At 74.9% G+C, this 12481-nt stretch carries 13 protein-coding genes and 2 pseudogenes; 6 read left to right on the top strand and 9 right to left on the bottom strand.

The genetic code is table 11. From position 1 onward, the window contains the following. On the bottom strand, nt 1-1055 hold a 1055-nt coding region (locus IE312_RS01525; protein WP_229898854.1), incomplete at its 3' end, for an MFS transporter. 331 nt (nt 1056-1386) lie between these two features. On the opposite strand from IE312_RS01525, the gene IE312_RS01530 reads away from it, so the two are divergent. Beyond that, nucleotides 1387-1782 (top strand): luciferase domain-containing protein, encoded by a 396-nt coding sequence (locus IE312_RS01530; protein ID WP_189977528.1) that lies wholly within the window; start codon nt 1387-1389, stop codon nt 1780-1782. An 18-nt stretch (nt 1783-1800) separates the two neighbouring features. Here IE312_RS01530 and IE312_RS01535 read toward each other — a convergent pair whose 3' ends face one another. After that, a complete protein-coding gene (locus IE312_RS01535; RefSeq protein WP_189977530.1) occupies nt 1801-2580 on the bottom strand; it encodes a DeoR/GlpR family DNA-binding transcription regulator in 780 nt (259 codons plus the stop codon). Nucleotides 2581-2757: 177 nt separating this feature from the next. Here IE312_RS01535 and IE312_RS01540 point away from each other — a divergent pair, with 177 nt between their 5' ends. Both IE312_RS01540 and IE312_RS01545 read left to right on the top strand, forming a co-directional pair. Continuing rightward, on the top strand, nt 2758-3639 hold the full coding sequence (locus tag IE312_RS01540) for an SIS domain-containing protein (RefSeq protein WP_189977532.1): 882 nt from the start codon (nt 2758-2760) through the stop codon (nt 3637-3639). A 31-nt stretch (nt 3640-3670) separates the two neighbouring features. Next, nucleotides 3671-4531: a class II fructose-bisphosphate aldolase gene (locus IE312_RS01545; protein WP_189977534.1), complete on the top strand. Its 861-nt coding sequence runs from the start codon at nt 3671-3673 to the stop codon at nt 4529-4531. On the opposite strand, the gene IE312_RS01550 is transcribed toward IE312_RS01545, so the two are convergent. Further along, the gene (locus IE312_RS01550; RefSeq protein WP_189978213.1) at nt 4532-5665 is read right to left on the bottom strand and encodes a methyltransferase; all 1134 of its coding nucleotides are present in this window, start codon (nt 5663-5665) and stop codon (nt 4532-4534) included. Between the two features lie 67 nt (nt 5666-5732). Here IE312_RS01550 and IE312_RS01555 point away from each other — a divergent pair, with 67 nt between their 5' ends. Together IE312_RS01555 and IE312_RS01560 are read left to right on the top strand one after the other, a co-directional pair. Next, nucleotides 5733-6383 carry an alpha-ketoglutarate-dependent dioxygenase AlkB family protein gene (locus tag IE312_RS01555; protein WP_189977535.1) on the top strand — a complete coding sequence of 217 codons (651 nt, stop codon included), beginning with the start codon at nt 5733-5735 and terminating at the stop codon, nt 6381-6383. Between the two features lie 48 nt (nt 6384-6431). Continuing rightward, nucleotides 6432-7679 carry an ROK family protein gene (locus tag IE312_RS01560; RefSeq protein WP_189977536.1) on the top strand — a complete coding sequence of 416 codons (1248 nt, stop codon included), beginning with the start codon at nt 6432-6434 and terminating at the stop codon, nt 7677-7679. A gap of 21 nt (nt 7680-7700) precedes the next feature. Here IE312_RS01560 and IE312_RS01565 read toward each other — a convergent pair whose 3' ends face one another. From IE312_RS01565 to IE312_RS01590, 6 genes and pseudogenes are all read right to left on the bottom strand, one after another. Further along, nucleotides 7701-7904: a DUF1272 domain-containing protein gene (locus IE312_RS01565; RefSeq protein WP_189977537.1), complete on the bottom strand. Its 204-nt coding sequence runs from the start codon at nt 7902-7904 to the stop codon at nt 7701-7703. 134 nt (nt 7905-8038) lie between these two features. After that, the gene (locus IE312_RS01570) at nt 8039-8950 is read right to left on the bottom strand and encodes a phosphotriesterase family protein (RefSeq protein WP_189977538.1); all 912 of its coding nucleotides are present in this window, start codon (nt 8948-8950) and stop codon (nt 8039-8041) included. Beyond that, the gene (locus IE312_RS01575) at nt 8947-9531 is read right to left on the bottom strand and encodes a DUF4865 family protein (protein WP_189977540.1); all 585 of its coding nucleotides are present in this window, start codon (nt 9529-9531) and stop codon (nt 8947-8949) included. The genes IE312_RS01570 and IE312_RS01575 overlap by 4 nt, the downstream gene beginning before the upstream one ends. A 5-nt stretch (nt 9532-9536) precedes the next feature. After that, a complete protein-coding gene (locus IE312_RS01580; RefSeq protein WP_229898856.1) occupies nt 9537-10112 on the bottom strand; it encodes a TetR/AcrR family transcriptional regulator in 576 nt (191 codons plus the stop codon). A gap of 676 nt (nt 10113-10788) precedes the next feature. Next, a pseudogene (locus IE312_RS01585) lies at nt 10789-11364 on the bottom strand (ATP-binding protein); the annotation flags it as partial. A gap of 245 nt (nt 11365-11609) precedes the next feature. Beyond that, nucleotides 11610-11933, bottom strand: coding sequence for a hypothetical protein (locus IE312_RS01590; protein ID WP_189977545.1), 324 nt, complete (start codon nt 11931-11933; stop codon nt 11610-11612). A gap of 303 nt (nt 11934-12236) precedes the next feature. Between IE312_RS01590 and IE312_RS38450 the strand changes: the two are divergent. Beyond that, a pseudogene (locus IE312_RS38450) lies at nt 12237-12481 on the top strand (PLP-dependent cysteine synthase family protein); the annotation flags it as partial.

Here is a 12481-nt window from a genome sequence, read left to right on the forward strand (position 1 = left end):
ATGAAGCCGATGGCGGGCGGCCCGAGCAGCATGCCTCCGTAGCCCAGGGTGGAGGCGACGGCGACGCCGGACGGGCCGGCCAGCGCGCCGGCGCGCTCGACGGCGACCGGGAAGAGGTTGGCCAGTCCGAGCCCGGTCACCGCGAAACCGGCCAGTGCGGCCCACGCGGAGGGCGCCAGCGCGCCGAGCAGCATGCCGGCCGCGGCGACGGTGCCGCCGGCGATCACGGTACGGGCCCGGCCGAGGTGGCCCAGCACGGCCGTTCCCGTCAGCCGGCCGACGGTCATGGCGAGCGCGAAACAGGCGTACCCCGCGGCCGCGGTGCCGGCCGAGGCCGCGAGGTCCTGCTGGAGGTGGAGCGCACCCCAGTCGGCCATCGCGCCCTCGCCGTAGGCCGTGCACAGCGCGACGAGTCCGAGCACGACGACCACCCCGCGTCCGCCCGGCCCGCCGTCCGTGGCCGGTGCCGCGGGTGTCCGCTTCGGCGGTACCGGCGGTTCGTGACGCAGCAGGGTGCGCCCGGCGACCGCCGTGACGAGCAGCCCGAGCACGGTGAGCGCCAGCAGGTGCCGGGCCGGCGACAGCGCGCCGGCGACCAGTCCGCCGAGGCCGGCGCCGACCATGCCGCCCAGGCTGAACGCGGCGTGGAAGCTGGGCATGACCGGCCGGCGCAGGGCGGCGACCAGGTCGACGGCGGCGCTGTTGAAGGCCACGTTCACCCCGCCGTAGGCCGCGCCGAACAGCAACAGCACGGCCGCCAGGACCGGCGCCGAGTGCGTCAACGGCGGCAGCGCCACGCTCAGTGCGAGCACGGTCATGCAGACCACGGTCACCGGGTGGCTGCCGTAGCGGCGGCACAGCCGGCCGGTCAGCGTCATGGTGAGCACGGCTCCCGCGGAGACCCCGAGCAGGGCGAGCCCCAGGGCGCCGGCGGAGGCGTGCGTCTGCTGCTTGATGTCGGGGATCCGGACGACCCATCCCGCGAAGAGGAAGCCGTCCAGTGCGAAGAAGGCGGTGATCGCCGCCCGCAGCGAGGTGAGTCCGGTACCCGGCACGACACTGTGCGAACGGGTTTTGTATATTTGCGGCACAAACTCAGCCTAGGGGTGTCGCCGGGGGGCGGGCAAGGGGAGCCGTAGGGGTGGCCGGGTTCGGGCAGGGGGGCGTAGGGGATGGCCGGGAGCAGGCAGCGGGCGACGGCGGGCCAGGGGTGCTCGTGGGAGGTGGCCGCGGGAGGCGGTGGAAGTGGCCCGGGCCGTCGTGTCCGCGCCACCGGTGTTCGACGGGTGCATTCCTGTGCGGACCGTTGAAGCAGGGGCGGATACAGGTCGGTTAATGCTTGCTCACGAGCTGGTTGCGGACGGGTGAGCGCGCCATGATGGGCCCATGACGTTGGCCTCGCGCGCGTTCGCGCAACTGGCGACCTGGCCGGACCTGAGACGGGCCGTCCCGAGCTGCGGCCTGGGACGGGCGGTGAGTTCGGTCCAGGGCGAGGTCGTCCACTTCCACTCCGAGCGGGATGTGGACCTGCGGCTCACCGACCGGGCCGTCCGGCGGTTCGCCAAGGACCTCAGGGACTCCGGCGCGATCAGGATCGTGCCCGGCTCCCCCTGGGTGACCCTGCGCCTGGACGCCGCGAGCGACGTCGACCTGTTGCTGACGCTGGTGAGCGTGGCGCTGCAGGCCCAGCAGAGCTGGCCCGACCCGGCGGACCGGGCGGTGACGGGCTGCAACGACCAGCGGGGCGCGGGGTTCGTCAAGGCGGACCTGGGGCGCTTCTGAGCCGTCGGCCGGCCCCGGTCACACGGTCAGCACCCGCACGCCCGCCTCCTCGAACCGCCGTACCGCCTCCGGATCCGCCGCCGCGTCCGTCACCAGCGTGTCCACCAGCTCCGCCCCGCAGATCCGGGCGAACGCCCGCCGGCCCAGCTTGCTGGAGTCGGCGGCCACCACCACCCGCTCGGCGCGCTCGCACAGCAGCCGGTTGACCGCGGCCTCCGCCTCGTCGTGCGCCGCCGCCCCGTGGGTGACGTCGAAGCCGACGACGCCGAGCACGGCCACGTCGAGCGTGATCCGGCTCAGCACCCCGTCCGCCAGCGGGCCGATCAGCTCGTACGACTGCGCACGCGCCACCCCGCCCGTCACCACGATCTTGAACTGGGGGCGCACGGCGAGCTCGTTGGCGATGTTCAGCGCGTTCGTGACGACGGTCAGGGCCGGTGAGCCGGTGCCGAGGTCCCCGCGCACCGCCAGCGCGCGGGCCACCTCCGTGGTGGTCGTACCGCCGGTCAGCCCCACCGCCTCGCCCGGCGCGACGAGTTCGGCGACCGCCTTGGCGATGCGCTGCTTCTCCGAGGCGTGCCGGGCCGTCTTGTAGCGCAGCGGGAGTTCGTACGACACCCCGTGCACCACCGCGCCGCCCCGGGTGCGGACCAGCATCTGCTGCTCGGCGAGCCGGTCGAAGTCGCGGCGGATCGTGGCCGCCGACACCGACAGCTCGGCCGCGGCCTCCTCGACCTCCAGCCGGCCGCGCTCGACGAGCAGTTCCAGCAGCGCCTTCCAGCGGGCGTCCCGGGACATCGCGTGGCCCTCCGTTCCCCGGTCGTTCTCCGGCCGTCCGTCCCCGGCCGGTCCGTTTCCGGCCGTTTCCTCGATCTCCGGCGACCCTAGCGCACCCGATTCCGCGCACGAATGCTTGATGGTGCTCGAAAGATCGCTATATCTTGCAGGAACAATCAGCAGGGGAGGGTGTGGGTCATGACCCATGTCGAGAACGAGCTGAACAGCCAGCCCGAGTGCTGGACGCGGGCGGCCGACCAGGCGGGGCGGTACCGGGGCGCGCTGCCGGAACCGGGGGAGCGGGTCGCCGTCGTCGGGTGCGGGACCTCGTACTTCATGGCCCAGGCGGTGGCCGCCCTGCGCGAGGGCGCCGGGCAGGGCGAGACCGACGCGTTCGCCGCCTCCGAGTTCCCGTACGGGCGGTCGTACGACCGGGTCCTCGCCCTCACCCGCTCCGGCACCACCACCGAAGTGCTGCAACTGCTGGACCGGCTGAGCGGCCGGACCCGCACCACCGCCGTCACCGCCGACCCCCGCACCCCGGTCGGGCCGGCCTCCGACGACCTCGTCGTCCTGGACTTCGCCGACGAACGCTCCGTCGTCCAGACCCGGTTCGCGACCACCGCGCTCACTCTGCTGCGCGCCCACCTCGGACTGCACAGCGACACCGTCGTGGCCGACGCCCGCACCGCCCTCGCCACCCCCCTGCCCGAAGGGCTGGTGGACTGCGCGCAGTTCACCTTCCTCGGACGCGGCTGGACCGTCGGCCTGGCCCAGGAGGCCGGGCTGAAGATGCGCGAGGCCTCCCTGTCCTGGACCGAGGCCTACCCGGCGATGGAGTACCGGCACGGCCCGATCAGCGTCACCACCACGGGCACGGCCACCTGGATGCTCGGCACCGCACCCGACGGGCTCGCCGAACAGGTCCGCGCCACCGGCGGACGCTGGCTCCAGGGCGCCCTCGACCCGCTCGCCGAACTCGTGCGGATACAGCGGCTCGCGGTCGCCGTCGCCGCGGCCCGCGGCCTCGACCCCGACCGCCCGCGCCACCTCACCCGCTCGGTGATCCTCGCCCCCTGAACCGCCGGCCCGCCCCGGAAGGACACCTCACGTGCCGCTCGCGTCCACCGGCGACCTGATCACCCGGGCCGCCGCCGCCCGCCGCGCCGTCGCCGCGTTCAACGTCATCACCCTGGAACACATCGAAGCCGTCGTCGCCGGCGCCGAGACCGCCGGTTCCCCCGTGGTCCTCCAAGTCAGCGAGAACGCCGTCACCTACCGCTACGGGCGACTGCTGCCGCTGGCCCGCGCCGCCGTCGCCGCCGCCGAACGGGCCTGCGTACCCGTCGCGTTGCACCTGGACCACGTGCAGAGCGACGACCTGCTGCGCCGAGCACCCGACGCCGGGTTCAGCTCCGTGATGTACGACGCGGCCCGCCTGCCGTACGCCGGCAACCTCGCCGCGACCCGCGCCGCCGCCGACTGGGCCCACGCCCGAGGGCTCTGGATCGAGGCCGAGCTGGGGGAGATCGGCGGCAAGGACGGCCGGCCCCCGCTCGACGCGCACGCGCCCGGCGCCCGCACCGACCCGACCCGGGCGCGGGACTTCGTGGCCGGCACCGGCGTCGACGCCCTGGCCGTCGCCGTCGGCAGTGCGCACGCCATGACCACCCGCACCGCCGTGCTCGACCTCGGCCTGCTCAAGCGGCTGTCCGCCGCGCTGTCCGTGCCGCTCGTCCTGCACGGCTCCTCCGGGGTACCGGACGACGGTCTCGTCGCGGCCGTCGGCGGCGGCATCACCAAGGTCAACGTCGGCACGGCGCTCAACGCGGCCATGACCGGCGCCATCAGGGAATTCCTCACCGCCCGTCCCGAGGCCGTCGACTCGCGCCAGTACCTCGGTGCGGGGCGGGAGGCGATGGCCCGCGAGGTACGGCGGATCATCGGGGTGCTGTCCCGGACGGGAGGCTGATCAGCCCCGCCTGACCGCCCTGAGCACCACGAACTTCGGGTCGGACGCCACCAGTTCGCTGTTGCCGAACAACCGACGCAGTGTCACGTGGTAGCCGAGGTGACGGTTGCCGATCACCCACAGCTCGCCCCCCGGCCGCAGCGCCCGCTTCGCCCCGGTGAACATCCGCCACGCCGTGGCGTCCGTGGTCGCCTGGTGGGAGTGGAACGGCGGATTGTTCAGGACCAGGTCCACACTGCCGGGCGCCACCCCGGCCAGCCCGTCCCCGACCCGGAACTCGGCGTGCCCCGGCACCCCGTTCGCCTTGTAGGTCGCCTCCGCCGAGGCCACCGCCTGGAACGACTCGTCCACGAACAGCACCTCCGCCGCCGGATCGGCCAGCGCCACCGCCGTACCGACCACGCCGTTGCCGCAGCCCAGGTCCACCACGCGCCCGGCGCCGGGGGCCGGCAGGTGCCGCAGGAGGAAACGGGTGCCGATGTCCAGCCGCTCGGCGCAGAACACCCCCGCGTGGTTGACCACCGTGCGCCCCGACACCGCGCCCACGCCGTCCGGCAGCACGTAGCTGTACGGCCACGGGTTCGCGGGCCGCTCCAGCGCCGTGTCGGGGGTGCAGAGGATCAGCCGCGCCTTCTGCCGGGCCAGCGAGGTCCGGGTCGGCCCGAGGATCCGCTCGAACAACCGGAGCGTCGAGGTGTGGATCTCCTTCACCATGCCGGTGCCGACCACCACCGTGTCCGCGTGCACGGCGGGCGCCAGCCGCAGCAACTGGTCCTCCAGCAGCGCCAGGCTCTTCGGCACCCGCACCAGCAGCACGTCCACCCGCTCCGGGGGCGGGTCCTGCGTGGTGAGCAGCCGCACCGCACCCGGCTCCACGCCGGCGCGCGCCAGGTTCGCCCGGGTCGCCTCCTGGCCGAGGAAGGAGTCGGTGATCTGCACCGGCCGGTGCTCCGCCAGCGCGGTGACCAGCGCGCCCCAGCGGTCCCCGACCACCACGACCGTGCCCGTGAGCGGCACCTCCTCCTCGGCCAGGTGGCGCAGCAGGTACGCGTCGGAGGCGTCCCAGGCGCGCAGCCGGTCGCGCGGGTCCTCGGGGAAACGGGTCAGCCCGACCTCGCCCCACGGTGTCGTCATACGGTCGCTCATCGTGCGTCCAGGCTAGCCGAGCCGCAGATCAGAGGCGGTGGGGGAGGATGGGGGCATGGAGGAGGAGCTGTTCGGACGGGAGCGCGCCCAGGTCGCTCCGGGCGCCGTGCACGTCCCGGACTGGCTGGACGGCGACCGGCAGCGCGCCCTGCTCACCGCCTGCCGGGACTGGGCACGGCCGCCCGCCGGGCTGCGCACGGTCCGCACCCCGGGCGGCGGCACCATGACCGCCCGGCAGGTCTGCCTGGGCTGGCACTGGTACCCGTATGCCTACGCCCGGACCGTCGTCGACGGCGACGGCAGCCCGGTCAAGCCCTTCCCGGACTGGCTCGGCGTGCTGGGCCGCCGCGCGGTGAGCGACGCGCTCGGCCCGGACGCCGTACCGGCCGCGCCGTACGACATCGCGCTGATCAACTTCTACGACGGCGACGCCCGCATGGGCATGCACCGCGACGGCGACGAGCGGGCGGACGCGCCGGTGGTCTCCCTCAGCCTCGGCGACACCTGCGTCTTCCGCTTCGGCAACACCGCGACACGCGGCCGGCCGTACACCGACGTGGAGCTGCGCAGCGGCGACCTGTTCGTCTTCGGCGGCCCGTCCCGGTCCGCCTACCACGGCGTGCCCCGCGTCCGCCCGGGCACCGGGCCGGCCGGGCTGGGCCTCGCCGGCCGGCTGAACATCACCCTGCGCGTCAGCGGCCTGTAACGGACGGCACGGGCGGCACCGGGTGCGGATCATGGGAGACTCCCCATCATGAGCGGCAAGGCGGATCCCCGGACAGCGGGGGAGAGGACCACCTCACGGGCTCGGCTGGACCGGGGGCGCGGTGCGCTCGGGCCCGCGCTGGAGCTGGTGCACACCGGACGGGCACCGACCCGTGCCGTGCTCACCGCCGAACTCGGCGTCACCCGGGCGACGGCCGGCGCGGTGGCCGCCGAGCTGGAGGCGCTGGGCCTGATCCGGGTGGACGCCCGGCCCGGCGCGGCGGCCGGCTCCCAGGGGCGCCCCTCGCACCGGCTGCAGGTCGCCGAGGACGGGCCCGTCGCCCTCGCCGCGCAGATCCACGCCGACGGCTTCCGGGCCGCGCTGGTCGGCCTGGGCGGGCGGATCGTGGCCACCGCGCCCGGCTGCGAGACCGTCGAGGCCGACCCGGCGAAGGTGCTCGGCTCCGTGGTCGAGGCGGGCGCCGAACTGCTGCGCACCACCGGCCGCCGCTGCGTCGGCGCCGGACTCGCCGTGCCGTCCGCCGTCGCCGAACCCGCCGGACTGGCCCTCAACCCCCTGCACCTGGCCTGGCCGGTCGGCGCACCCGTCCGCGAGATCTTCGCCGACTGCGTGCGCGCCGCCGGCATCGACGGACCCGCGTTCGCGGGCAACGACGTCAACCTCGCCGCGCTCGCCGAACACCGGCACGGCGCCGGCCGGGGCGCCCGGGACCTGCTGTGCGTGGCGACCGGGCACCGGGGTGTCGGTGGCGCGCTCGTCCTGGACGGCCGTCTGCACACCGGCAGTTCGGGGCTCGCGCTGGAGGTCGGCCACCTCACCGTCAACCCCGAGGGCCGCCCCTGCCACTGCGGCAGCCGAGGCTGCCTGGACGTCGAGGCGGACCCGCTGGCGCTGCTCGTGGAGGCGGGCCGCGCCCCCGGCCCCGAGGTCTCGCTGCTCCAGCAGGCCAACGACCTGCTGCGCACCCAGTACGACGACCCGGCCGTCCGCACGGCCGCCGAGGCCCTCATCGACCGCCTCGGCCTCGGCCTGGCCGGCCTGGTCAACATCCTCAACCCCGACCGCATCATCCTCGGCGGCCTGCACCGCACGCTGCTGGACGCGGACCCGGCCCGGCTGCGCGCGGTGGTCGCCGACCGCAGCCTGTGGGGCCAGAGCGGTGGCGTCCCCATCCTGGGGTGCACCCTGGACCACGACAGCCTGGTCGGCGCCGCCGAACTGGCCTGGCAGCCCGTACTGGACGACCCGCTGGCAGCGCTGGCCTGGGCCGCCTAGCGCGATCGCGTCAGGCGGATCTCACACCCCGGACGCGCCGCGTTCCCCGGCCGGTACGCGGCGCGGTCGCGGCACCAGCTCGCCCCCGCAGTTCGGGCAGACCCGGTCCAGGGCCGCCGCGCACGGCTCGCAGAAGCTGCACTCGTACGAGCAGATGCGGGCCGGGCCGTCCGCCGGCAGTGCGGTCTCGCAGCGCTCACAGCGCTCGCGCATCTCCAGGGTCATGTGCTCCCGTCCCTCCGGACAGTGATCGGTCGGTCGTCGGTTCCCATCCTCCGGATCACGCCCGGCGGCGACACCGCCCGGAGGGACACGGATCCACCGGATCGGGCCACGGCGGCGTCCCGCCCGGTCGCCCCTCACCTCCAGTCGACCCCGAACGCCCGCCCGGGATGCTCGGTCAGCATGCGCTCCACCAGCTCCGCGCCGACCGCCTCCGCCAGCCGCCGCCGCACCCGGCGCAGCAGGTGGGGCATCCCGGGCCCGCCGTCGACCGACCGGGCGCCGGCCACCACCGTGTCTCCGCCGAGCAGGAGCCGGTCACCGAAGCCCGCCTCCGCCAGGGCGCGCACCGCCTCCGGCATCCGCCAGTCGGTGCCGTGGTGGGCGCGGGAGGGCCCGTCGAAGGCCAGCCAGCAGCCCGACGCGGCGGCCTGCCGGTGCAGCACCGGGTCGGGGGAGCGGTTCAGGTGCCCCAGGACCACCCGCTCGCCGGGCACGCCCAACTCGCCGCACAGCAGGTCCAGTACGTCCAGTGCGCCGGTGCCCAGCTCCAGGTGCACGGTGACGGGCGCGCCGGTGGCGTGGTGCGCCTCGGCCGCCGCCGCCATCGTCCAGCGGGCGTGCGCGTCGAGCCCGTGGAAACCGCCGGCGACCTTGATCAGTCCGGCCCGGACCCCGGTCGTACCGATGCCCTCGGTGAGTTCCGAGACGAACAGCTCGGCGAGCCGCCCGCCCCGCAACCGGCCGAGCGACGCGGCGTCGTAGTGCGCCGCTTGGTGCAGTCCGGTGGCGCAGACGATCCCCACCCCGGTGTCCCGGGACAGCGCCGGCAGGTCCGCCGCGCGCCGGCCCATCCCGTACGGCGTCCACTGCACGACGGCGGCTCCCCCCGCCGCGCGGAACGCCGCCAGCTCGGCCCGTGCGGCCGGGACGTCGTCCAGCTCCTGTCCCGGCAACTGCGGGCTGCGCAGGAAGAGATGGTCGTGCGCGTCGCACACGCCCAGCTGCTCGGGCGGTACGTCCCCGAGGACCGTACGGACGCGGGTCACCACTGCCGTCCACGCGGGAGCCGGTCCCGGCCGGGTGCGGACAGGTGCAGCACCTCGAAGACGTCCCCCTCGGCCCCCGGGGCGTCCTGCGCCCAGAGGGAGAAGTGCACCAGCTCCCAGGCGCGGGTGTCCACGGCGGTCGCCGCGAGGACCGCGCCGTCCTGCGCCGCCAGCTGGCCGGCCCCGGCCGCCGCGTCGGCCATGAAGGACGCCAACTCCACTCCCTGAGGCACCGGTTGGCGGCGGCGGACGGCGCGCACCGGCGCGGAGCCGGCCGCCGTGCCCTCCTCGAACGCCAGACCGGTCCACTGCCGGACCGCGGGCCGCCCGAAGTCGTCGACCGGTCCCTGGAAGGCCCCGCCCCACAGGAACGTGTTCATGCCCTCCACGGTGTTCCAGAGGTAGAACGGCCCGTACTGGTTCACCGGCGAGCCGTCCCGCCCGCGCTCGCGCATTACGTACGTCTTGATGCCGAGGCCGTCCCAGTCGTCCAGCAGATGGCCGACCCGGGCGACACGCGAGCGGACGATCCCCATGTCGTAGTCGGCGGGCAGGGTGAACTCGTACTGCATGGCGTGCATGGGACTCAGGACTCCTGTCCGGCGGAGGGCGGGGCGAGCAGGGAGAGCAGTCCGCGCACCCCGGCGTCGAAGGCCGCGGGCGATCCGGACGCGCGGGCGAGGACGTAACCGCCCTGCACGGTCGCGAGGACGGCCGCGGCGATCTGGGCACCGTCCAGCGCGGGCGCGAACTGCCCCTGCCTCTTGCCCTCTTCCACAAGTCCGGCGATGCGCTCGCGGATGGCGGTGATCGTCTCGTCGACCGGCGCGCGCAGTTCGTCGTTCGCGATCACGTCCGGGTCCATGGTGAGCCGGCCCACCGGGCAGCCCCGCAGGACGTCGCGTTCGCGCAGCAGGTAGGCCTCGATGCGCTCGTACGGGGTGCCCGGCCCGTCGAGCAACGCCTCGGCGGTGGCCCGCAGTTCACCGGCGGTGCGCCGGATCGCCGCCAGAGCGAGATCGGGCTTGCCCTTGAAGTGGTGGTACATGCTGCCCTGTCCGGCCCCGGCGCGCTCCAGGATCGCCTTGGGGCTGGTGCCCACGTATCCGCGTTCCCACAGCAGCTCGCGGGTGGACTCGATGAGTCGTTCGGAGGTGCTCATGGGCTCACTGTACATACCAGTAGTTACAGAATGCCAGCCCGGTGGCTCCTGGCGCCGCCCGTCCGTCCCGGGCGGCATCCGATCGCCTCGGACGCAGGGTGACGAGAACGCGAGAACGCCCCGGGCCCCTTGCCAGGGGTCCAGGGTGTCCGCCGCCGTCCGCCCGCGTGTTGCCGCCCGCGGGCGGGCCGTCGTCCCGTCAGCCGCGGACGACCGGCCTGGCGGCAGGCGGGGTGCCGGTGGCCGGGGACGCCGGTCGCGCGGCAGCGGGTGAGGGTGCGGGTGCGGCAGGGGGCGCGGGCGCGGCCGCGACGGGGGCCGCCCCCATAGCGGAGGCCGGTGGTGTGGTGCCCACGGACACCTTGGCCGGCCGTCCAGCGGGTGCGGAGGTGGTGCCGACCGCCGGCACGGGTGCCCTACGGCCGACCGGAGCCGCACCCGCGACGGGCCCCGCCGTACCGGCAGGCCCCGCCGTACCGGCAGGCACCACACCGCCGGCCTCGCCGGCGGCCCCGCTGTCCGCCACGGCACCGGCCGCGACCGCGGCTCGCGCGGGCACGGCGGCGCGGGTGTCGCCGGCGGCCCGGCTGTCCGTCCCGGCGCCGGCCCCGAGCGCGGCCGGCACGGGCATGGCGGCGCCGGTTCCGCCGGCAACCCCCCTGTCCGCCACGGCGGCGGCCGCGACCGCGGCTCGCGCGGGCATCGCGGTGCTGTCGGCCGCGACGGCCCTCGCCGGAACCGCGCTTCCGGCGCCGGCACCCGCTCCGGCGGGCACCGGTGCCGTGCGTACCGCGCTCCGTGGCGGCCGTTGCGGACGGCTGCGCGGCGCCGCCGTGGCCGGCAGGGTGAACCAGACGACCTTGCCGTTCTCGCCGTCCGGTCGCGCGCCCCAGCTCTCGCTGACCGCGGCCACCATCGCCAGGCCGCGCCCGCAGGTGGCCAGCGGTGTGGCGTCCGCGGCGCCCGGGGTGCCGGAGCTGTCGGCGGGTACCGGAAGGCGCGGATCGTGGTCGCGGACCGAGACGGTGAGCCGGTCCGGCAGCAGTTCCAGCTCGACGGTGCACGACTTGTCGGGCCTGGCGTGCCGGTGCACGTTGCTCAGCAGCTCGGTGACACCGAGCGCGGCCCGGTCTATCAAGGGGTCCAGATGCCAGTAGCGCAACTGCGCAGATACGATTCTGCGGACCTGGCCGATCCGCGACGGCAGGGCTTGGAGCTCCACCGTGCAGTGCCTGCTTGGGTGACTGATCACGGCTGCGACTCCCCGATGTGAGGTCCGGAGGAACCGGAGGAACACGGAGAACAACGGATCCAGCAGGGTGCTTGCGTCCAAACGGCCGCCTGCTGTCGTGGCCGGCGGGCTGGTTCGCAGCGTTGTCGCCGGTAAACCCAGAGTGACGTGAGACCAGCGTGACGCAGTGGGTGCGCTCCCGCAACTCGCCGCGAGCGACCGCTGCGTAGCGTGACCGGCGGGCTGCCCGCCGGCGCGCGGCCCGCTCAGCCGTCGCGTCCCGCCGCCCGGCGCACCGCCTCGACGAACCGCCGTGCGGCGGGCGGTCCGGGCTGTCCCGGCGCCGGGTCGTGCTCGCCCAGCGTCAGCAGGTACCGCGTGCCGTTGACGTCGGCCAGCGCCCGGTCGTCCGGTACGAACCACGGCTTGGAGGCGCGCACCGCCTGCACCGGCGCGCTGTCGATCTCGCTGCCGTAGCTGGTGAGCAACTCCAGCCTGCCGTCGCTGATCCGGACCTGTCCGGCCCGGGTGAGCGAACGCAGGCGCTTGCCGATGCGCACGCCGGTGGCCGTGAACTCCGGCTCAGCCATGTCTCGCCGCCCCCTTACGGTGTTCCCGTTCGGTTCCCTGTGCGCCCCCGTCCGGGACGGTGGTCCCGTCGCGTGCAGTCTGCCCCGGTGCGGCGTGGAGCACCAGTACGCCCGGGGCCCGTGCGACAACCGCCCGGAGCGTGCGCGCCCGTGCGCCCCGAGGCTCGCACGCGTGTGCCCCAGGGCGTCTTTGGGCCGCCCAAAGAAGCGTTTATGCAGGTGGGAAGCGGTCTGAAAGCTGCCTATGCTCGATCTGCCGGCCCGCGCGAGGCGCCGTCGGCGATCAGCGTAAGGAGCCCCGCCGTGAGCACCACCCCCCGGCCCACCACCGGTGCCACCCTCGACGTCGACCGCAGTGACGCCGCCTACCGAACCTGGCTGAAAGAAGCCGTCCGCAAGGTCCAGGCCGACGCCAACCGGTCGGCCGACACGCACCTGCTGCGCTTCCCGCTGCCCGAGCGGTGGGGCATCGACCTCTACCTGAAGGACGAGTCCACCCATCCCACCGGGAGCCTCAAGCACCGGCTCGCCCGTTCCCTGTTCCTGTA

The sequence above is a fragment of the Streptomyces capoamus genome (assembly GCF_014654935.1).
GTDB classification, from domain to species: domain Bacteria; phylum Actinomycetota; class Actinomycetes; order Streptomycetales; family Streptomycetaceae; genus Streptomyces; species Streptomyces capoamus.